This is a genomic window from Defluviimonas salinarum (assembly GCF_026013545.1).
GTDB lineage: Bacteria > Pseudomonadota > Alphaproteobacteria > Rhodobacterales > Rhodobacteraceae > Albidovulum > Albidovulum salinarum.
In genome coordinates this window covers 26,143-46,083 of the sequence record NZ_JAPDOG010000029.1, presented here as the reverse complement: position 1 = coordinate 46,083, position 19,941 = coordinate 26,143, and the positions used below count along the sequence as shown (strand labels likewise).

The following is a 19,941-nucleotide window of genomic DNA, read 5'->3' as shown; positions in this document are numbered from 1 at the left end:
CGCCTCGACCCCCGCCGCTGCCGCTCCGGCGCCGGCGCCCGCCCCCGCGCAGGCGCCGCGCGCCCCGGTCCCGGCCGAGGATGCCGCCCGCGAGGAGCGGGTGAAGATGACCCGGCTCCGCGCCACCATCGCCCGCCGCCTCAAGGACGCCCAGAACACCGCGGCGATGCTGACGACCTACAACGAGGTCGACATGTCGGCGGTGATGGATCTGCGCAACGCCTACAAGGACGCCTTCGAGAAGAAGCACGGCGTGAAGATGGGCTTCATGTCCTTCTTCGTGAAGGCCTGCTGCCACGCGCTGAAGGAGGTTCCGGAAGTCAATGCCGAGATCGACGGCGGCGATGTCGTCTACAAGAACTTCGTCCACATGGGCGTCGCCGTCGGCACACCGACGGGCCTCGTCGTCCCGGTCGTGCGCGATGCCGACCAGATGTCCTTCGCCGCGATCGAGAAGAAGATCGGCGAGCTTGGCTTGCGCGCCCGCGACGGCAAGCTCTCGATGGCCGAGATGCAGGGCGGCTCGTTCACCATCTCGAACGGCGGCGTCTACGGCTCGCTGATGTCCTCGCCGATCCTCAACCCGCCGCAATCGGGCATCCTTGGCATGCACAAGATCCAGGACCGCCCGGTGGTGGTGAACGGCCAGATCGTCATCCGCCCGATGATGTACTTGGCCCTCAGCTACGACCACCGCATCGTCGACGGCAAGGGCGCGGTGACCTTCCTCGTCCGGGTGAAAGAGGCGCTCGAGGACCCGCGCCGGCTGCTGATGGATCTCTGAGGCAGCGGCCGGAACGGGAAGGGGCATGCCATGACACATCGGTTCATTGTCGACGTGCCGGGCGTGCCCGCCTCGCCCTCCCCGATCTCCAACGCGGTGATCGCAGGCGGGACGTGCCACATCTCGGGTCAGCTCGCCGTCTACGATGACGGATACCGCGCCGGCAGCGCCACCGAGGAGGCCGAGCGCGCGTTCGAGCTGGTCTTCCGGATCGCCGCACATTGCGGTTTCGCGCGCGAGGAGATCGTCTATGTCGACATCGCGTTTTCGAACCTTGATGATGTCGGCGAAGTCAACGCGGTCTACGGCCGGCTCTTCCCGGTGAACCGGCCGGCACGAACCATCTATCAGGCCGCCCGGTTGCCATTTGGCGGCAAGGTCAAGGTACAGGCCGTCGCGATGCGCGCATCAGAGTGAAAGGACCACCTCATGTCCAGCGAACTGAACATCCTCGCGCTCTACGGGCTCTATACCTGCGTGATCCTGATCCTGAAGGTGACCGGCGCCACCGGCCAGCTCGGCATGGGCTATCTCCTCTCCTCGCGTGACGAACACCGCACGCTCACCGGCATCACCGCCCGCCTCGACCGGGCGCTGACGAACTCGGTGACCGCGATGGCGCTCTTCGCCCCCGCCATTCTCATCCTCGCGCTGAAGGACGGCTTCAGCCCGGCGACGCTCACCGCCGCCCAGGCCTTCCTGATCGCCCGCGTGCTCTACGTCCCGGCCTACGGCCTCGGCATTACCGGCATCCGCACCCTTCTCTGGCTCGTCGGCTTCGCCGCGACCGTGCTGCTCTACCTCATGGCGCTGATGGCCTCATGATTTCTTCTTTTCGCAAATATCCTCGGGGGGCGCGGCCGAATGGCCGCGGCGGGGGGCAGACAGCCCCCCGTCCGACGCCCGCCGCAGGGTCCGACGCCTGCCATACAGTCTGCCGACACCGCGCAGACACCGAAATGACCAAAGGAGTACCCCATGGCTGAGTTCGACGTGATCATCATCGGCGCCGGCCCCGGCGGCTATGTCTCGGCGATCCGCTGCGCGCAGCTCGGCCTCAAGACCGCCGTCGTCGAGGGCCGCGAGACCCTCGGCGGCACCTGCCTCAACGTCGGCTGCATCCCGTCGAAGGCGCTCCTTCACGCCTCCCATGCGCTCCACGACGCCGAGACGAATTTCGAGAAGATGGGCCTGATGGGCGCCAAGCCGAAGGTCGACTGGGCCAAGATGCTTGCTTACAAGGACGAGGTCATCGGCCAGAACACCAAGGGCATCGAGTTCCTGTTCAAGAAGAACAAGATCACCTGGCTCAAGGGCTGGGGCTCGATCCCCGAACCCGGCAAGGTGAAGGTCGGCGACGAGGTCCACGCGGCGAAAAACATCGTCATTGCAACCGGTTCCGAACCGCTGCACCTGCCCGGCGTCACTGTGGACGAGAAGGTGATCGTGACCTCCACCGGCGCCCTCGAACTGCCGAAGATCCCTAAGTCGATGGTCGTGATCGGCGCCGGCGTGATCGGGCTCGAACTCGGCTCGGTCTATGCGCGCCTCGGCAGCGAGGTCACCGTCGTCGAATATCTCGACACGATCACGCCGGGCATGGACGGCGAGGTCGCCAAGACCTTCCAGCGGCTCCTCAAGCGCCAGGGCCTCGACTTCGTCCTCGGTGCCGCGGTGCAGTCGGCCGAGGTCAGGAAGGGCAAGGCCACGGTCAGCTACAAGCTGAGGAAGGACGACAGCGCCGCCACGCTCGAGGCCGACTGCGTGCTCGTCGCGACCGGCCGCGGCCCCTATACCGACGGGCTCGGCCTCGCCGAGGTCGGTGTCGAGATGGAAAAGCGCGGCCAGATCAAGACCGACAGCCACTGGCAGACCAATATCAAGGGCATCTACGCGATCGGCGACGCGATCACCGGCCCGATGCTCGCCCACAAGGCCGAGGACGAGGGCATGGCGGTGGCCGAGGTCATCGCCGGCAAGCATGGCCACGTCAATTACGACGTGATCCCCGGCGTCATCTACACCACGCCCGAGGTTGCCACGGTGGGGCGCACCGAGGAGAGCCTGAAGGAGGAAGGCCGCGCCTACAAGGTCGGCAAGTTCGCCTTCATGGGCAACGGCCGCGCCAAGGCGGTGTTCCAAGGCGACGGCTTCGTCAAGATTCTCGCCGACAAGGAGACCGACCGCGTGCTCGGCGCCCATATCATCGGGCCCTCGGCGGGCGAACTCATCCACGAGATCTGCGTCGGCATGGAGTTTGGCGCCTCGGCCGAGGACATCGCGCTGACCTGCCACGCCCACCCGACCTTCTCGGAAGCGGTGCGCGAAGCCGCGCTCGCCTGCGGCGACGGGCCGATCCACAGCTGATCCACCCCTGGATGGCGCCGGACCGGCGGCAAGAGCCGCCGGTCTTTCCTTACCTGTTGCGGACGCGCACCCGGGCTAGCGCACCGACCATTCGCCGGCCGTAGCGCCGCTTGAGAAGCCGCCAGGCATCGCGGAAGGGAACGAAATACAGCTTCACGCAGCTGTTCATCTCCGCCGCCGATTTCTTGTCGTGAATCCCGAAGACGACGTCACGGTTGTCCTCGGGAACAACGTAGGTTCCGAACAGCACGTCCCAGACCGGAAACATGAATGCGAAGTTCTTGTCGAAATGGTCGGGGTGGCAGCTGTGATGGACATGATGGTGGGCCGGAGAAGGAAAGATCTTCGACCAGACGCCCGGCCAGCGAAGCCAGACATGGGAATGTCGTAGGTTGTAGCCGGCCAGGTTGAACGCGAGCATCAGCAGCGGCACGCCGAGAAGCATCGGCATCGTCGGTATGTAGCCCAGGAGCTTGTAGGCCGCCACGGCCACCAACCCGTAGGAGCCTCCGATCACCGCCGCGTAGACGAGATTGTCGATCGGGTGTTCGCGGTAGTTGGACAGCGGGTGCATCACCTCGGCGCTGTGGTGAACCTTGTGGAACTGCCACAGCACCGGCACCTTGTGTTGCAGGTAGTGGATCACATAGGCCACGAAGTCGACGACGAGCGTTGCCACGAACATGAACCCGACGGCCATGCCGAGACCCGCAGCGCCCCCCGCCTCGGAACTAGTGGCGGCGTCGATGATCCCGACCCCGCCTGAAAACCACTCGAAGGCATAGGACGTGGACGCCGCGCCGAGCCCGAGCAGCAGAAAATGGCCGATGAGCTGGTGAAAGAAGAAATAGCGCAGGTCGAGCCATGCCGAGGGATGGCTCCAGACATGCGCCGGGAACAGAAACCGCAGGAATGAGGCGCGTTTGCCGGTCCGGCCGGCCCTTGCCTGCCGCCGGAACACCGCATAGGCGAACAGCGCCGATGTCGCGAGGTAGAGAAAATAAATCCGGTTCGCGGGATCGAACGGAAACCGGATCACCGACCATGAATGTAGTACGAAAGAGCGAAGCACTTCGCTGACCAAATCCATCATGGCTCGCTCACCCGGCCCTTCCTCTTATCGAACGCCCCCTCAAGGCGGAGTACTGACCGGAAACGCTGCCCCCCGCATCTACCCGGCAATATGACGCAAACCTTGCGTGACATCCGTCCGCACTGCAAGTCTCAAGGCCGGCTCGTCGCCCGCCTTCAGCGCGGCGATGATCATCCGGTGGTGCTGCGGCGGCTCGGCCCGGGTCAGGCGCGAATAGAGTGCCCGCATGGTCGGGCCGAGCTGCAGCCAGACCGTCTCGGCGACCGCCAGCATCGCTGGCGCCTGGGCACGCAGGTAGAGCGTGCGGTGAAACTCGAGGTTGGTGCGGATATAGGCCACCGCATCGCGTTTAACGGCCGCCTCGGCATTGGCCATGTTGATCGCCTGCAGACGCTCGATCAGCGCGATATGGGCGCGCGGCAAAGCCCGGGTCGCAAGCTCGGTCTCGATCAGCGCCCTGAGGCTTGCCAGCTCCTCGATCCGCTCGTTGGTCAGGTCCGGCGTCGTCACCCGCCCCGAGGAGGAAAGCGTCAGCGCGCCCTCCGCCGCGAGCCGCCGCATCGCCTCGCGCGCCGGCGTCATCGACACGCCGTAGCTCTTGGCCAGCCCGCGCAGCGTCAGCGCCTGGCCGGGCGCCAGCTCGCCATGCATGATCTGCTGGCGCAGCGACCGGTAGAGCCGGTCATGCGCCGCGATGGTCGTGTCCGAGGGCCGCGTCTGCAAGAGCATGCCGGATGTGATCACGCCGGCCTGCCGCCGTCAATCGTCGCGGGGGCGCTTCCGCTCAGAAGTCGACGCGGTGCAGCTCGGCGCCATCGCGGCGCAGCCAGGCGCGGTGCCGCTCGTAATCCGGAGCCAGCCGCGCCACCACCGCCCAGAAGGCAGGCGAATGGTTCATCTCGACCAGATGCGCAACCTCATGCGCGGCCACATAGTCGAGCACCTCGGGCGGCGCCATGATCAGGCGCCACGAGAACATCAGCCCGCCCTCTGCCGTGCAGGATCCCCAGCGCGAGCGGGTATCGCGCAACGTGATGCGCCGGATCCGCCGGCCGATGGTCGCGGCATGGGCCTGCGAGGCGGCCTGCAGGCGCTGACGCGCGGCGAGTTTCAGAAAGGCAAGGATCCGCGCGCCGAGCCGCGCCTCGTCCGTCGGCACGAGAAGTGCCGTTCCTTCGACGCGAACCGCCGACACCGGCGCCGGTGTGACGACCAGCCTGCGGCCCTCGAACGGGATATTCGAACCGGGCGCCACAGCCAGCCGCGCGGCGGTGCCCCGCAGGATCTGGCGCACCCAGTCGGCCTTGCCTTCGGCAAAGGCCAAGGCTTCTGTCTCGCAGGCGCGGGCGGGCATAGACAGTGTCACCTTGCCGTCGAGGCGCGAGACGCGCAGCGAAAAACGTCTTGCGCGGACGGAGCGGCGAAGCGTGACCTCGACAGGTGGCTCGCCGGGTAATGTGCGTTGGGTCATGAAAAAATTCCTTCCGAACCGCACAATACAACCTCGACGGGCGGCGAAAAGGGCAAAAGCGACGGGCGCGAACACCATCGCGGAAAGCCTTTGACAGCCCCGCGCACTTGTGGCAGTTGGCACCGACTCTCGAAAAGACGTGCACAGAAGGAGTGTCCCATGCCCAAGGACGAATGGGGCGTCAAACGCCTCTGCCCGCATTGCGCCAGCCGGTTCTACGACCTCCAGCGCGACCCGATGACCTGCCCGGAATGCGGCCACAGCTTCAGCGCGGAAAGCCTGATCGCTGGCCGCGGCCGCACGATGATCAGCGAGAAGACCGCGTCCAAGACCGATGACCTCGATGTCGACGATCTGACCGACGACGACGATCTCGACGATGATTCGGGCGATTCCGATCTCGACGATGATCTGCTCGAGGATGACAGCGACGACGACGTCTCGCTCGACGAGATCGCCGATGTCGCGACCGGAGAAGACGACAGCTGACGCGCAATTTGCGTCTCGAAGGCAAGACCCGAAGCGGGCGCGGACCATTCCGCGCCCGTTTTGCTTGCGGCCGCGGGCTGCGGTGAAGCGATCTTCGCGCACGACGATTTTTCGCTTGCACCGCCTCGCGGCGTTCCCTATATCGCCCCTCACGCGGGCGGCGACGCCCGGACCTCCGGTGGGGCCATAGCTCAGTTGGGAGAGCGCTTGAATGGCATTCAAGAGGTCAGGGGTTCGACTCCCCTTGGCTCCACCAAATTCGCCTACAAGAGTAGCCGCTTACCGAGACCGCCGCTGGCGGTTTTTTTTTTGGTTCAAGAGTGCTGCGTAAGTTTGGCGTAAGACCTGCCGGTAGGTCCGCAGGTGCGTAAGCTGCTGATTCTTCACACAACGGAAATACGCAGACGATCTGTTTCGTCGTCAAACACCTGCCGCAATGTTAGGGTCAGGCTCCAATGCCCGAAGGCATGGCGAGAGCAAGCATGGACGAAATCGATTGGTCTGATCGAGCATTCTACGATGATGGTGAGTGGGTAACTTGGACTGAGATCAACCAACAGCTTCAATACAAGGAATGGGGAGCGAAGTATCCCAACGCCATCCGTTCATTGATCCCATATTTTGAAGACTTGATGTCTCTGGCCGCGAGCTACCACTACGAGACGGGTCTGCACCTGAATGTCTATGGGGACATCGGAGAACTGTTCGGTGCCATCACCTACGGCATCAAGTTGAACCGGAACTATGCGCAGGGCGCTGACGGCAGGCTCGGCAATGACCACGTCGAGATCAAGACAATTACACCGTTTAAAAGTCGCGACGAAGTGGTCGTCAAGCTGGCTGGGAACTTCAGCAAGCTGCTTGTCGTCAAGATCAATCAGGACTTTCAAATTTCTGGGCGGATGATTGACCGCAAGGATCTACCAGATACGCATAGATCGTTCCTGCGCGTGAAATGGAGCGACTTGCCGGCGACACGTTAACTGCATTCTTGTAGCCGTAAACGAAAGGCGCTCCCAGACCTATGCCCGGGAGCGCTGCTGGATCACGCGGCAAGGAGACACCGCGCTCTGGCTGCGGTCGTTGGCTTAACGAGGGACGCACCGCTACGCCTTGCGCGGTTGGCTGGACCGCGTGCCGTAGAAAAGCCAACTCCTGTCGCTACGGCAGAGCTGGCTCAACGATCGGCCTGCCACGTTCCGTCCTCTTGCCCCCGAGCCGGCGCTTCTAAGGGAAAGTCCCTGTCCAGCGCTCCCACCGCCAGTTTCCACGCAGCCTCAGCCGTCGGGCCGATTCAGCAATTGTACCGCCCGATGCGGGAGAGTAAGGCGTCACCTGGGACACGCATAAGTAGCATTCCCACGGGATCCCTCCGGGTTTCGAACAGAGCTCTTCAAAACAGGCCTAAGGCTGCATGCTGAACTCACTCCAGTACCTTCGCGCGTTCGCGGCTCTGGCCGTAGTCCTGTTTCACTACCGAGACAAATTCGTCTCGGCGGGCGGATCGCCGGCGATCGCTTCATTGGTGGACTGGGGGCATGGCGGAGTCCCGATCTTCTTCGTGCTCGCCGGCTTCATCATGGTGTGGACAACGCGCCTGACGGCGTCGCCGGGCGTCTTCCTTTGGCGACGGGCCATCCGCATATATGGAGGGTATCTTCCGATTGCCCTCGCGTTCCTGGCCTTCAAAGCCGGCACGACAGGCGTGGAGGAATGGGTTCCGGAGGGACTGAATCTGGTTGGGTCACTGACCCTGACCGAATCCAATGCCGCAAGGCTTCTGATCTTTCCGACTTGGTCCCTCAGCTTCGAGCTGCTTTTTTATCTGGCCTTTGCGATCTGCCTGACCTTCGGGCGGGACCGCTTCTTTCCCGCGGCGCTGCTGGTGGCCATAGGGATCTTCGCGCTCGGCAGTTGGGGTCCCATTCCGGCGGATGCCGCCTGGCCGATGACGAGTGCGCTGAACCTGCTGTTCATTCTCGGGCTCGCGGTCGGCTGGGTCGCGATCAATGTCACGCGAATTGACGACCGCTCCGTCATTGCGCTGGCGGTCCTGTGTGCTGTTTGCCTTGGCTATGGTTTTGCCATCGGCGACGATCAGCGTCCGCTGCACAGGCTACTGGGCTTCGGCCTCGGCTCGTCAGCTCTGATCCTTGTGCTGGTCGAACTCGAACGCCGCGAGCGCGTGCCCGACTGGCCATTCCTGCGTCGACTGGGAGATGCGTCCTATGCGCTCTATCTGCTGCACGTCCCGGCCACGTTCATGTTCGCGACGCTGAAATTCGACTCCTGGCTTGCGTGGCGCGGAGGCCCCTACGCAATGCTGGTGGTTTACCTCGCGGTCCTCCTCTCCGCGAGCATGTGTTACTTCGCTTTGGTAGAGATGCCGATCACCCAAGTTGGCCGCCGTCTGTCACGTGCGCTGAGCTTTCGCTGAGTTTGACTTACCGAATCTCCATTTCGTTCGCTTGAAAGGCCCCGCGCCTTTTGAAGCACGGCGTTTCTCAGCGGAGCATCGCGGACAAACTGCAGCGGAGCCTCGGCCGGCTCACACTACACCCGGCATGATCGAGCATTGAATCCCAGGCATACCCCGCCGGAATCGCTCTCCCTCGCGCGACCAGTCAACCTTGCCGGTTCGTGAAAACGCGCCGTCGGGGAACGAGCAGCGTAGCGGGGCGCTTGCAAGCCTCGGTCTCGGATCCGGATCACGCCGGTTCGACACCACGCAAGATCGCCGAGCGCCAGGAAATACAGTCCGGACGTCACTACGCGAGGGCAGCTGGGCACTCCGCACGGGCGGGCAGTTCAGCGCTCCGGCACCCGAGGCAACCGTCCTGAGCCGAGGCCTGTAGCGCATTGTTCGCCGCCCTGGCCTCGCTCTGTCGGGCGCGGCGGACAACGATCCGGATCGGAGTGCCAACTAGCCTCCGACGTAAACTCCGGACCGGGGGCGGTAGAAAATCTTCTGGTTGTGGAGCCGCCCCAGAAGCTCCTGAATTCGGCGCAGTGTGTCCGCGCGGTCGCCGTGGTCCGCGGCGGATCGTTCAAGCAAGGCCTGCGAAAGCGAGTCCCGGCTGTGCCGCAATGCCGTCTCGATCAGATCCATGTCTTCGACGGACAGCTCGAACATCTCGTTGTAATGGGGCATCTCTCCCTCCTCCGCCGCGATTACGGTGACGGACATCTCGCATGCCCTCTGGCCGCCCACTGGCATCCGGCATATCCATCCGGAATGAACTCTATCTGATTTTCTGTCTCGCGGAAAACGGTGACGGGACGCGGGAGCATCCGCTGCCGACGGGCGCCGGCCGATTTCGGCGAACCCGGAGCCTGCCTGTCCGCATGTCGTTTCCGGCGCCTTGTCGCGCGGTGTCGGGGGAAGGCTGCCGGAACACCCTGCCCCGGGGAAAGGATCGAATTCGCAACCGCGGTCCGAGCTCCTCTTGAGGATGCGCGATGACGCGTGCCACGGGCAAGCAGCACCCCGCGGCAGCGGGCTGCCGCGGGGCATGGGAGACGTGGTCGGCCCGCCTCGGGCCGCGCCGTTACTCGAAGGTCGCGAGATAGGCGATCACGTTCTCGATCTCGTCTTCCTTCTTGAGCCCCGCGAAGGACATCTTGGTGCCGTCGACGACATCCTTCGGCTTGGCGAGGAAGGCGGCGAGCGTCTCCTCGTCCCAGGTCAGGCCCTCGGCAGCCTTGGCGACCAGGCCGTCGGAGTATTTGAAGTCCGCGACCTGGCCGGCGGCGGCTCCGACGATGCCGTTCAGGATCGGGCCGACCTTGTTCTTGGCGTCCTCGCCGACCGCATGGCAGGCCTTGCACTTGTTGAACACCTTCTCGCCGGCCGCGGCGTCGCCGGAGGCGAAGGCGGGTGCCGCGAAACTCGCGGCGATAAGGGCGGCGATCGCGATCTGTCTGGTCATTGGATACTCCTCTGCGTTGAATGGTCAGATCAGGGTTTCAACTCTGGCGCCGGGCAGTTCTGCCACGACGGCGTCGATCTCGGCCGGCGTCATCAGGCAGAAGGCCGTCGACAGGCCGTCGGCGAGGGCCGCGGACGGCGCCGACACCGATGCCACGCGCTGCGCCCCGGCCGGTGCGCGGCGCCGTGGATCGAAAATATGACCAACCTCTCCCGCGGGATCAAGCACGGTCCCCGAGGGCGCCGAGGTGGCGAGGCAGCGGTCGCTCAGCGTCACCCGGTGGAGGATGCGGCCGTCCGGCGCGGCGATGCCCGCGCGCCAGGGAGTGCCATCGGCGCGGGTGCCGAGTGCGGCGATCTCGCCCATGTCGACGAGCACGTCGGTCATGCCGCGCGCCTTCAGGAGAGCGGCGATCCGGTCGGTGATGTAGCCCTGGGCGATGCCATTCAGCGTGAGCGCCATGCCCGGCCGGGCGAAGGCGATCTCGTCCGCGTCGAACCGCAGATGCTGCCAGCCGACGCGCGCCCAGGCCGACTCGATCCGGTCCGGGACGGGCGCACCGGCCGCCTCGGCATAGACCTGCCAGAGCGGCTGGATCGTCGGGTCGAAGGCGCCGCCGGTCTGGCGGTGGATCTGGCCGGACAGGCTCAGCACCTCGAGCAATTCCGGCGGCGGCGCCGCGAGCCAGCCGTTGCGGTTGAGCCGCACGAGGGCCGAGTCGGAGTTGTAGAGGCTGAAGATGCGCTCGAGGCGCTGAAGCTCGGCCCGAACGGCGGTGATCGCGGTTTCGGCGGCGCGGCGGTCGCCGCGAATGGTGAGCGAGGCCGGGGCGCCGAGCGCCACCCCGTGCCATTCGGTGGCGGCGGTCTCCGCCCGCGCGACCCCGGCGGCAAGCGTCGCGGCGGCGATGGTCAGGAAGCGGCGGCGGGTGAAGGGGCGCGTCATGACGGCGTCTCCAGCTTGGCGTCGAGGTCGATCGGGGCGAGCGCGGCCTCGTCGGGGATCTCGGCGAGCGGCACCGCCCTGCCGCCGTAGCGGCTGATGAAAGCCTCGGCCTCGGCGGGGTCGGCGAAGGGTACGATCTCGGGCGCGCCCATGCCACCCGCGACCTCGGCCTCCACCACGAACACCGCTGTGTCGGCGGCGGTCCAGTTCGTCGGCCCGGGCTCGTCCCAGCTTGCGGCCTTGCCCATGTCGGTCACATAGGTCGCGACGATGGCGGCGTCGCGCTCGGGGCTCTTGAGGTAAGCCACCGCATCGCGGACCTGAGCGAAGAACAACGGCTCCGGGATGCCTTCGAGGTGGATCTGCCCTTTCGGCCCGCCATGTTCGGCGACGTTCATCGCGCAGAAATGGGCGAGCGTCTCATCGGTGAAGGACACCGGGTCGGGCGCCACGGCGACCTCCTCCTTGCAGGCGGCGAGAAGCAGCGTGGCGATCAGGATGCGTTTCATGCTTCGACCCTCCGGAAGGCAAGCCGGGCCAGCATGAGGGCGAGGAACGGCCAGAGGCAGAGCGACAGGGGTGCGGCCCAGCCGGGCAGCGCGGTGGCGGCCCCGGTCATGCCGCTCGTCAGCGCGACGGCATCGGAGGCGGCGATGTTCCAGAGCCGGAAGGCGTCGGCGGGGTTGGCGGCCATGACCCAGGGGAAGGCGGTCTGGGTGAAGGCGCCGCCGTTGTCGAGGACCAAGGCGCCGAGCAGGCCGAGGTCGTAGAGAACCACGAAGATCAGCCAGAGCCCGGCCGACATGCCCGCCGCGCCCGTGGAGCTGCCCGAAAGCGCCGAGATCATGTAGCCGAGCGCGAGGAAGACCGCACCGAGGAGGACCGAGGTCAGGATCAGGCGAAGAAGCGCCATCAGACTTTCCGGCGCGGCGCCGCCGGCGAAGGCGGCGACCGCGCCCGCCGCGCCGAAGCCCATCGTCATCGCGAAGGCGAGCGCCGCGAGATGGGCGATGAACTTGCCCATCAGCATCTCGCCCCGGCTCACCGGGTAGGAGAGGATCAGCGCGAGCCCGCCGCGCTCGGCCTCGCCGGCGATCGAGTCGAAGGCCATCATCAGCGCGAGAAGCGGCGCGAGATAAACCGAGAGCGTGGTCATCGAGGCGACCGAGACGGTCAGCATGTCGACCCCGAGCGCGCCGGTCGGCGCGCTGCCCGCGAAAGTCAGGGCGAGCGCGAAGAGCACCATGATCAGGGTCGCCATGAAGACCCAGCGGTTGCGGCGGACGATCAGGAACTCCGCCCGGGCGATGGCAAGGGCGCGTCTCATGTCCGGCCTCCTTCGGCATAGTGGCGGTAGAGGTCTTCGAGCCCCGGCGGCGTCATCTCGATATCGGCGACGAGGTCGCCGAGATGGGAGAGCCGGCGGAGCTCCTCCATCTTGTTCTCGGGCGCGCAGAGGATCTCGACCGAGGCGCCGTTCACCCGCGCGCCGCCGGTCTGGCCGGCGACCCTGTCGGCCGCACCCGGCATGGCACGGATACGGAGCCGCGTCGGCAGGCCGGCGCGGCGCGAGAGATTGGCGAGCGTGTCGTTGGCGACGAGATCGCCGTGGCTCAGGATCGCGATGCGGTCGGTGCGTGCCTCGACCTCGGTCAGCGCGTGCGAGGCGATCAGCACCGCCGCGCCCTCGGCCGCCAGTTCGTCGATGATCGCATAGAGCTCGTGGCGCGAAATCGGGTCGAGCCCGCTTGTCGGCTCGTCGAGAAGCGCGACCCTCGGCCGGCCGAGCAGGACCTGCGCGAGGCCGAGGCGCTGGCGCATTCCCTTCGACCAGGTGCCGATGCGGCGGTCGGCGGCGTCGGCGAGCCCGACGCGTTCGAGAAGCGGGCCGACTTGCGCCGTCGAGACCCCGGCGAGGCGGGCAAAGAGCGCAAGCTGCTCACGCCCGGTCAGCGATTTGTGGAAGGCGACGGCTTCGGGCAGGTAGGCGGTGGCGGCGCGGGCATGGGCGCTGCCCGGCGCCGCGCCGTCCACCGTGATCCGGCCGTCTGTGAGTGGCGTAAGGCCGAGAATCAATTTCATCAGCGTGGTCTTGCCCGCGCCGTTATGGCCGAGAAGCGCCACCCGCTCGCCCGCACGCAAGTCGAGCGAGACCGCGTTCAGGGTCCGAAGCGAACCGCGCTCCTTGGTGGCGGCGGCGATGCTCAGGACGGCATCAGTCATGGTTCATCTCCCATTCGGGCACCGGGATCTCGACCGGCCGCATCAGCGCGTGGCTGTCGACGACGCCGCCCGGCAGGAGCGCCGGGAAGGCCGATTGCGACCAGCGCACGAGCTGCACCGCGGGCGAGCCCAGAAGCAGCTTGGCCGATGGCTGGGTCCAGAGCACATGGTCCATGCTGTCGTTCGGCCGGTAGGGCGTGTCGGCGATGCCGTCGCCGTTGACGTCATAGGCGGCGAAATCGCTCCAGTAGTTGCCGCGGCCCTCGTCGGACCATTCGACCCAGCGGGTGCTCACGTATTTCACTTGGGTCCGGTTGCCGATGAAGGCGTTGCCGGTGATCGTATTGCCTTCGGAGCCGGCCGTGAAGTGGATGCCGATCTCGCAGCCTTCGAAGCGGTTGCCGGAGAAGGTGTTCTTGTTGGCGTTGTAGAGGAAGGCGCAGCGGTCCTTCACGCCGCGCACGAGGTTGCCGGTAACGATGCCGTCATTGGCATAGTTCAGCATCACGCCGTGCTCGCGGTCACCGATCGAGATGTTGTCGGCGACCATGACCCGGCGCGAGAACATCACCGCGTAGCCGAGGTCGTTGCCGATCGAGAGATTGCCGGTGACCTCGCTGAAATTCGCGTACATGTAGTGGACGGCGAAGCGCAGCTCGCGGAAGCGGTTGTCGCGGAAGATGTTGCGCTTGGAGGTGTTGACGAAGATGCCGTCGCGGCCCCAGCGGATGTCGTTGCGCTCCACCACCGCGCCCGGCGCGTTCCAGACATAGACGCCGTTGCCGCGCGCGTTCATGTGGCGGTCCTGGCGGCCCTCGATCAGGTTCCCGGCGACGAGCGCGTCGCGGGCGCCGTGGACGTCGACGCCGTGAAGGTTGCCTTTCAGCACGTTGCCGCGCACCACCGCCCCGGTCGCTCCCTTGGTGAGCTTGATGCCGGAATCGAGCGTCTCGTGCGAGGCGCCGGAGCCGATCACGGTAAGGCCCGAAAGCGTCACGTCCGGCGCGGTCACGGTAATGACCGTGCCCTTGCCGCCGCCGTCGATCACCGCCTTGCCGCCACCCTCGATCGTGACGGCGCGGTCGACGGCGACGGTCTCGCGGTAGGTCCCGGGCCGGAGCAGGAGCGTGTCGCCCGCCTCGGCCCGGGCAAGCGTCTCGGAAAGCGCCCCGGGCGCCACGTCCCACTCGGCCGCCGCAGCCGGCAGCGCGAGAAGGATCAGAAGCGCCCGAAGCAGCATCATGGCTCAGACCGCCTTCGGTTCGACGAACATCCGGCCGCGCATCTCCATGTGGAGCGCGTGGCAGAACCACTGGCAGTAGAACCAGTGCACGCCCGGCCGGGTCGCCTTGAAGGTCACCGAGGCGGTGGCCTGCGGCGCGACCTCCATGGCGATGCCGTAGTTCGACAGGCAGAAGCCGTGGGTCACGTCGTCCACATCGTCCATGTTGGTAATGTAGACGGTCACCTCGTCACCTTCCTTCACGGTGAATTTCTCCATCGAGAATTCCGGTGCCACCGAGGACATGTAGACCCGCACCTTGTCGCCGTCGCGGATCGGCTCGTCGTGGCCCCAGTCGAGGTCGACGCCGTCCGCCTCGGCCTGCTTGCGCGCGTCTTCCCACATCGGGTCGTCGCGCTTCCAGACATTGAGCGGGTTCACCTTCGAGCGGTGGACGAGGATGTTGTCATGCGGCTCGGCGAAGGTCGGGCCGTCGTGGACCACCTTCATCTCGTCCGACGAGATGTCGATGAGCTGCTCGTTCTCGGGCTTCAGGGGACCGACGTTCAGGAATCGGTCCTTCGAGAACTTGTTCATCGAAATCAGCCACTTGCCATCCGCCTCGGAGGTCTCGCCCATCGTGGTCGAGTTGTGGCCCGGCTGGTAATGCACGTCGACCTTGGAGATGATCGGATCGACGTCCTCGCCGGCAAAGGCGCGGATGGCCTTGTCGATATTCCACTTCACGACCTGGCTGTCGAGGAAGAGCGTGGTGAATGCGTTGCCCTGCCCGTCATAGGCGGTGTGAAGCGGCCCGAGGCCCAGCTGCGGCTCGGCGACAATGCAGGACCGCGGGTCGGCATCCTCGGTGAAGAGCGCCTCGACCTTGTCGACGTCGATCACCGAGACGGTGGGCGAGAGCTTGCCGTTGATCACGACGTGCTTCTTGTCGGGCGCGGTGTTGACGCCATGCGGGCTGTTCGGGATCGGGATGTAGCGGGTGTAGTTCTTGTTCGAACCCTTGCGCCCGTCGAGCACCGGCACGCCGTTCAACTCCTGGAAGTCGCCCGCCGCGACGCCCTCCTCGATCGCCTTGATGTTGAAGACGACGACATGGTCCATCTCGCCCGCCGTCATCTCGGCAAGGTTCATGCCCATTTCCGAGTTGTAGGAGGTCGAGAAGGCATATCTGCCCTGGTAGTCGCAGTCGGTGTTGTCGAGGTTGCCCGAGACCATCACCTGCCACGCCACCTTCATCTCGTCGCCGTCGATGGCGCTGAAGATGTTCACATACTGGCTCGGGTCGTCAAGGATCTTGCCGTCGTTGACCAGCGGCGCCTCGTGTTCGCCGTTTGCGAAGACATAGCCGGTGCGCGGGTACTTCTGCGGCCGCATGCCGTGGATGTCATGGGCGTTCGGGATCTCGATGATCTTGTCGCATTTCATGACGTCGCAGCGCACCCGCGCGACGCGGGTATTGGCCTTGTCGTTCATGAAGAGGTAGCGCCCGTCATAGGTCCCGTCGGTAAAGGACATGTGCGGGTGGTGAAGGTCGCCGTTGTCGTAGGTGACCTTGCCCTGCGAGGCGAGGAAGGCCTTGGTCTCCTCGGTCAGGCCCTCGGTCAGGACCTTCAGCGACTCGTTGGTCTGGCCCCAGCCGGTGGCAGAGCAGCGGTTGAAAACCGGCACGCGCATGAGTTCGCGCATCGAGGGCACGCCCATGATCCGAAGCTCGCCGGTCTGGCCCGAGGACCAGAAGCCGTAATACTCGTCGAGTTCGCCCGGCGCGAGGTGCGGACTCGGCGACTGTGCGTTCGCAGGCGTGGCGCCAAGCAGGCCGAGCCCGGCCCCTCCGGTCGCGGCCAGGACCGAGCTTCCGGCGGTCGCGCCGAGCATGCCGCGCCGGGTCATGGCGAGTTTCTTGAAGGCTTCAGACATCCCGATCTCCTTTCGGTCAGGTTTCGGCCAGTTCCCGGTCTTGCCGGGATCGGGCCATTTTCGGTGCTTTCCCCACGGACGCCCGCCGCTTCAGCTGGCGGATGACCACGGGGCATTTCGCGTCGGACTGGTAGAGGACCTGGCAATGCAGGCAGTTGACGCATTCGTTGGGACTGATCTCTCCGGTCGGGTGGATCGCCTGGACCGGGCATTCGATGGCGCAGGTCTGGCAGGGATGGCCGCAGTCCTTGTAGCGCTTGAGCCAGTCGAACATGCGGATCCGCGCCGGGATCGCGAGCGCGGCGCCCAAGGGGCAGAGGTAGCGGCAGTAGAACCGCTCGACGAAGAGGCCGGCGATCAGGAGCGCGGCGGCGAAGACCACGAAGGGCCAGTCGCGAACGAACTTGAGGATGATCGCAGTCTTGAAGGGCTCGACTTCGGCCAGTTTCTCCGCCGTCGGGATCGAGGCGAGCGAGACGCCGAAGAGGACGAGGAAGATCACGTATTTCACAGGCCAGAGCCGTTCGTGCAGGCCCCAGGGCAGGGTCCATTGCGGCACGCCAAGGACCCGCGCGATCCGGTTCGTAAGCTCCTGCAGCGCGCCGAAGGGGCAGAGCCAGCCGCAGTAGGCGCCACGGCCCCAGAAGATCATCGCGGCGGCCACCGCGAACCACTGGATGAAGACCAGGGGATCGAGGAGGAACGCGTCCCAGGTGAAGCCATCGCGGAGGCTCCCCGCCAGCGCCATCAGGTTCACCACCGAAAGCTGGGCATTGGCGTACCAGCCGATGAAGACCAGTGTGACGGTGAGAAAGCCCATGCGGAACCACAGGAAGGCGCGGGCGTCCCGCGTCGCCTGGACCTGGAAGAAGAAGGCCGCCGTCAGCACGAAGAGCATCACCCCGAGGGCGGCGATCTCGACGGTCCGATCACGCCAGATCCGCTGCCAGAGCGCGGTCTTGGCCGCGGCTTCCTCGGCGGCGGCGGAGGCCTCGGTCGCGGGCGCCGCGGCGGGCAGCAGGAATCGCTCCGGCAGCCGGTAGTCGAGGTCAAAGGTCAGGAAGGTCTTCTCCACCGCGCCGATGGCACGCTGCGCGAGAAGCTGGATGCGGAACGGCTCGGCCGGATCGAACCCGGCATCGGCGGGAATCTTGAAGATGTCGAGTTCGGTGAAGCTCGGCGCACCTTCCGCCGCGACGACGCCGAGGCGCCGGTGCTGCTTGTCGAAGAACCGCACCGCGCTGTCGCCCTGGATCAGCTGGATCCGGTCGAAGATGCCGCCCCGCACATAGCCCGAACCCTTGAAGGAGTAGCGCCCGCGCCCGAGGATCAGGACCGCGTGCTCGCCCTCGCCGAGCCAGTTCGTCAGGTTCGCGTATTCCGCCTCGCCAAGAAGGCTCCGTCCGATTGCCGGCACGCTGACGAGCGCGGCCTGCATGTCGATGAAGACTTCCTCCGGCGCGCCGGGCTCCGGCCGCGCGATGGCCTTCGCGTCGCCGGTCGCGGCGAAGGCCGCGTTGATCTGGCCCACGTCGAGCGCGAGCCGCCGGATCGAGCCGTCGCCGGCGAGCGTTGCCCAGTCGGCCGTCTCGGTCACGGCGGGGTCGAGCGCGCGAGCCGGCCCGCCCTGCGCTTCCGGCGCGAGCCCGCCGAGGCCGAGCGCACGGGCGACCTTGATCCCGGCGCGGATGATCGAATCGTCGATCACCATGATCGTCACGGTGGCGCCCGAGATGATGTCGAGGTCATGCGCCGAGCCGCCGGCGGCGGCCTCGGCCTTGAGGTCGATCCCGGCATAGCTCTCGGTCAGCGCGCGGACCTTCGAATCGGGGATGCCGATCAGCACGATCGGCTCGGAATGCTTGACGAGCTCCACACCGGTCAGCACCGCCTCCGGGGAGATCGCCGCGACGACATGGATGGGCTTGCCGGAGTAGCCCGTGGTGCCGACGAAATCCGAGGTGAGAAACGCCCATGCCACGGTTTCGCCCTTCGCCGTCACGGGCGCGACGGGCAGGTCGCCGCGGATCGCGCCGAACCCGTCGGCGCCTTCCGCGAAGGCCGCGGGATCGAGGTCCGGCAGGAAGTCGGCCAGCGTCTCGGCCTTTGCGGAGCGCGGGATCGGCGCGAGCAAGAGGACGAGCGCCAGGGTGATCAGGAAACGTAGCACGGGCAATCCCAGTATTCGCGGTTCCGCGCCAGAAGCACCCGGAGCACCCCGGATGTCGTTGACTTAGGTCAAGCTGCCGGGGGTCGGTTCCGATAACCCGATAAAAATCGTATCCTTATTTGTCACAGGTCAAATCGCGGGCCCGGCCTGCGCGGTAGCGAGGGCGCAAGGACGGGGCCCGAGTCGGCCCCCGATCGTCATTGACGACCACGCGCAAAGGACAGGACATGATCACCAGCGCCGACCGCAGGATCGCCCGCAACTCGCTTTTGCTGTCGAAGCTCGAGCCGGAGATGGCCGACGCCGTGCTCGACCAGTCGCGCGAGGTGACCTTCGAGCGCGGCGCGGCGCTCTTCCTGCAAGGCGAGACGGCGGATTGCATCCACATCGTCGTCGACGGATGGGTGAAGCTCTACCGGATCGCGCCGAACGGTGCCGAAGCCGTGGTCTGCGTCTTCACCCGCGGTCAGAGCTTCGGCGAGGCGCTGGCCTTCCAGAAACGCGACTATCCGGTGGCGGCCGAGGCGGTGACCGAGGCGCGGGTGATCCTCGTCCCCGCCCGCGTCATCGCGGCCCTGATCCGCGAGACGCCGGAACTGGCGATGAGCCTTCTGGCCGCGACCTTCGTGCATCTCCACGGCCTCGTGTCGCAGGTCGAGCAGCTCAAGGCCCAGACCGGCGCGCAACGGGTGGCGGAGTTCCTGCTGGAGCTCTGCCCGGTCGAGGAGGGCGCCTGCACGGTCACGCTGCCCTATGACAAGGTGCTGATTGCCGGCCGGCTCGGGATCAAGCCGGAAAGCCTCTCGCGCGCCTTTGCCCGGCTCAAGGAGCATGGCGTGAGCGTGCGCAAGAACCACGCCGCGATCCGCAGCGTCGGCGGGCTTCGCGCCTTCGCCGAGAGCGACCCGGCCGAGGCCTGGAGCAAGGCACTCTAGACAGCGGTCAACCCAGACGGATCGCGGGGGTCTCAAGCGCCTCCCCTCCCCCTCCCTCCCCCACGAGGGGGGAGGGAAGCGCCAGGGTCCAATCCGGCGCGGCACTGCCCCGCCCCGCGGCGTTCAGCCGACGATGTAGAGCCCCAGGAGCAGCACCCCGACGAGCGCGAGCACCCAGTCCGCGCCGCGCATCCAGAATGGCGCGCCGGCGAGGCGGAGATAGGTCGCGAGAATGGTCCGCGCCTTCGCGAGGCCCAGACCGAGGATCAGGATCGAGGTAAGGCGGCCGGGATCGGACCAGTCGGCAAGCGCCGCCGAGAGGAGCGAGAGCCCGATCAGAAGCGCCCAGGCGCGGGGAAGCGGGTCGCGGATCAT

General features: G+C 66.2%; 21 protein-coding genes and 1 tRNA gene. 9 read left to right on the top strand and 13 right to left on the bottom strand.

Features of this window, described 5'->3' with window-relative positions:
- The 4 genes from odhB to lpdA form a co-directional block, all read left to right on the top strand.
- A partial coding sequence (gene odhB / locus OM960_RS21150; RefSeq protein WP_264773366.1) for a 2-oxoglutarate dehydrogenase complex dihydrolipoyllysine-residue succinyltransferase occupies positions 1-784 on the top strand: 784 nt, incomplete at its 5' end.
- Between the two features lie 30 nt (positions 785-814).
- Positions 815-1,201 carry a RidA family protein gene (locus OM960_RS21145; RefSeq protein WP_263336596.1) on the top strand — a complete coding sequence of 129 codons (387 nt, stop codon included), beginning with the start codon at positions 815-817 and terminating at the stop codon, positions 1,199-1,201.
- Between the two features lie 12 nt (positions 1,202-1,213).
- The gene (locus OM960_RS21140) at positions 1,214-1,609 is read left to right on the top strand and encodes an MAPEG family protein (protein ID WP_263336598.1); all 396 of its coding nucleotides are present in this window, start codon (positions 1,214-1,216) and stop codon (positions 1,607-1,609) included.
- A 153-nt stretch (positions 1,610-1,762) separates the two neighbouring features.
- Complete coding sequence (gene lpdA, locus OM960_RS21135) at positions 1,763-3,151, top strand: dihydrolipoyl dehydrogenase (protein WP_264773365.1); 1,389 nt, start codon at positions 1,763-1,765, stop codon at positions 3,149-3,151.
- 49 nt (positions 3,152-3,200) lie between these two features.
- Here the strand turns inward: lpdA and OM960_RS25585 are convergent, their stop codons facing one another.
- The 3 genes from OM960_RS25585 to OM960_RS21120 all read right to left on the bottom strand — a co-directional run bounded on the left by OM960_RS25585 (position 3,201) and on the right by OM960_RS21120 (position 5,715).
- Entirely contained in the window at positions 3,201-4,190 is a 990-nt protein-coding gene (locus tag OM960_RS25585; RefSeq protein WP_264773364.1) for a sterol desaturase family protein, read from the bottom strand.
- A gap of 132 nt (positions 4,191-4,322) precedes the next feature.
- Positions 4,323-4,973, bottom strand: coding sequence for a GntR family transcriptional regulator (locus OM960_RS21125; RefSeq protein WP_263336604.1), 651 nt, complete (start codon positions 4,971-4,973; stop codon positions 4,323-4,325).
- 55 nt (positions 4,974-5,028) lie between these two features.
- Positions 5,029-5,715 carry a M48 family metallopeptidase gene (locus OM960_RS21120; RefSeq protein WP_263336607.1) on the bottom strand — a complete coding sequence of 229 codons (687 nt, stop codon included), beginning with the start codon at positions 5,713-5,715 and terminating at the stop codon, positions 5,029-5,031.
- A gap of 159 nt (positions 5,716-5,874) precedes the next feature.
- Here OM960_RS21120 and OM960_RS21115 point away from each other — a divergent pair, with 159 nt between their 5' ends.
- The 4 genes from OM960_RS21115 (at position 5,875) to OM960_RS21100 (ending at position 8,641) form a co-directional block, all read left to right on the top strand.
- Positions 5,875-6,204: a TIGR02300 family protein gene (locus OM960_RS21115; RefSeq protein ID WP_263336610.1), complete on the top strand. Its 330-nt coding sequence runs from the start codon at positions 5,875-5,877 to the stop codon at positions 6,202-6,204.
- Positions 6,205-6,384: 180 nt separating this feature from the next.
- A tRNA-Ala gene (locus tag OM960_RS21110) sits at positions 6,385-6,460 on the top strand.
- Positions 6,461-6,686: 226 nt separating this feature from the next.
- The gene (locus OM960_RS21105; RefSeq protein WP_264773363.1) at positions 6,687-7,187 is read left to right on the top strand and encodes a hypothetical protein; all 501 of its coding nucleotides are present in this window, start codon (positions 6,687-6,689) and stop codon (positions 7,185-7,187) included.
- Between the two features lie 431 nt (positions 7,188-7,618).
- Positions 7,619-8,641, top strand: a complete 1,023-nt coding sequence (locus OM960_RS21100) for an acyltransferase family protein (RefSeq protein ID WP_264773362.1) — start codon at positions 7,619-7,621, stop codon at positions 8,639-8,641.
- Positions 8,642-9,127: 486 nt separating this feature from the next.
- Here the strand turns inward: OM960_RS21100 and OM960_RS21095 are convergent, their stop codons facing one another.
- The 9 genes from OM960_RS21095 to OM960_RS21055 all read right to left on the bottom strand — a co-directional run bounded on the left by OM960_RS21095 (position 9,128) and on the right by OM960_RS21055 (position 18,637).
- Positions 9,128-9,355, bottom strand: a complete 228-nt coding sequence (locus tag OM960_RS21095; protein ID WP_263336617.1) for a hypothetical protein — start codon at positions 9,353-9,355, stop codon at positions 9,128-9,130.
- A 397-nt stretch (positions 9,356-9,752) separates the two neighbouring features.
- Complete coding sequence (locus OM960_RS21090; RefSeq protein ID WP_263336620.1) at positions 9,753-10,133, bottom strand: c-type cytochrome; 381 nt, start codon at positions 10,131-10,133, stop codon at positions 9,753-9,755.
- 24 nt (positions 10,134-10,157) lie between these two features.
- Positions 10,158-11,078 (bottom strand): FAD:protein FMN transferase, encoded by a 921-nt coding sequence (locus OM960_RS21085; protein ID WP_263336623.1) that lies wholly within the window; start codon positions 11,076-11,078, stop codon positions 10,158-10,160.
- Complete coding sequence (locus OM960_RS21080) at positions 11,075-11,587, bottom strand: nitrous oxide reductase accessory protein NosL (protein WP_264773361.1); 513 nt, start codon at positions 11,585-11,587, stop codon at positions 11,075-11,077. The genes OM960_RS21085 and OM960_RS21080 overlap by 4 nt, the downstream gene beginning before the upstream one ends.
- Positions 11,584-12,405: an ABC transporter permease gene (locus tag OM960_RS21075; protein ID WP_263336629.1), complete on the bottom strand. Its 822-nt coding sequence runs from the start codon at positions 12,403-12,405 to the stop codon at positions 11,584-11,586. The genes OM960_RS21080 and OM960_RS21075 overlap by 4 nt, the downstream gene beginning before the upstream one ends.
- Complete coding sequence (locus OM960_RS21070) at positions 12,402-13,301, bottom strand: ABC transporter ATP-binding protein (protein ID WP_264773360.1); 900 nt, start codon at positions 13,299-13,301, stop codon at positions 12,402-12,404. Before OM960_RS21070 ends, OM960_RS21075 begins: the two co-directional genes overlap by 4 nt.
- A complete protein-coding gene (locus OM960_RS21065) occupies positions 13,294-14,544 on the bottom strand; it encodes a nitrous oxide reductase family maturation protein NosD (protein ID WP_264773359.1) in 1,251 nt (416 codons plus the stop codon). The genes OM960_RS21070 and OM960_RS21065 overlap by 8 nt, the downstream gene beginning before the upstream one ends.
- A 3-nt stretch (positions 14,545-14,547) precedes the next feature.
- A complete protein-coding gene (gene nosZ / locus OM960_RS21060; RefSeq protein WP_263336637.1) occupies positions 14,548-16,461 on the bottom strand; it encodes a TAT-dependent nitrous-oxide reductase in 1,914 nt (637 codons plus the stop codon).
- Between the two features lie 16 nt (positions 16,462-16,477).
- Positions 16,478-18,637 (bottom strand): NosR/NirI family protein, encoded by a 2,160-nt coding sequence (locus tag OM960_RS21055; protein WP_290428729.1) that lies wholly within the window; start codon positions 18,635-18,637, stop codon positions 16,478-16,480.
- A 221-nt stretch (positions 18,638-18,858) separates the two neighbouring features.
- On the opposite strand from OM960_RS21055, the gene OM960_RS21050 reads away from it, so the two are divergent.
- Entirely contained in the window at positions 18,859-19,566 is a 708-nt protein-coding gene (locus OM960_RS21050; RefSeq protein ID WP_263336642.1) for a Crp/Fnr family transcriptional regulator, read from the top strand.
- A 123-nt stretch (positions 19,567-19,689) separates the two neighbouring features.
- Here OM960_RS21050 and OM960_RS21045 read toward each other — a convergent pair whose 3' ends face one another.
- A complete protein-coding gene (locus tag OM960_RS21045) occupies positions 19,690-19,941 on the bottom strand; it encodes a nitric oxide reductase F protein (RefSeq protein ID WP_263336644.1) in 252 nt (83 codons plus the stop codon).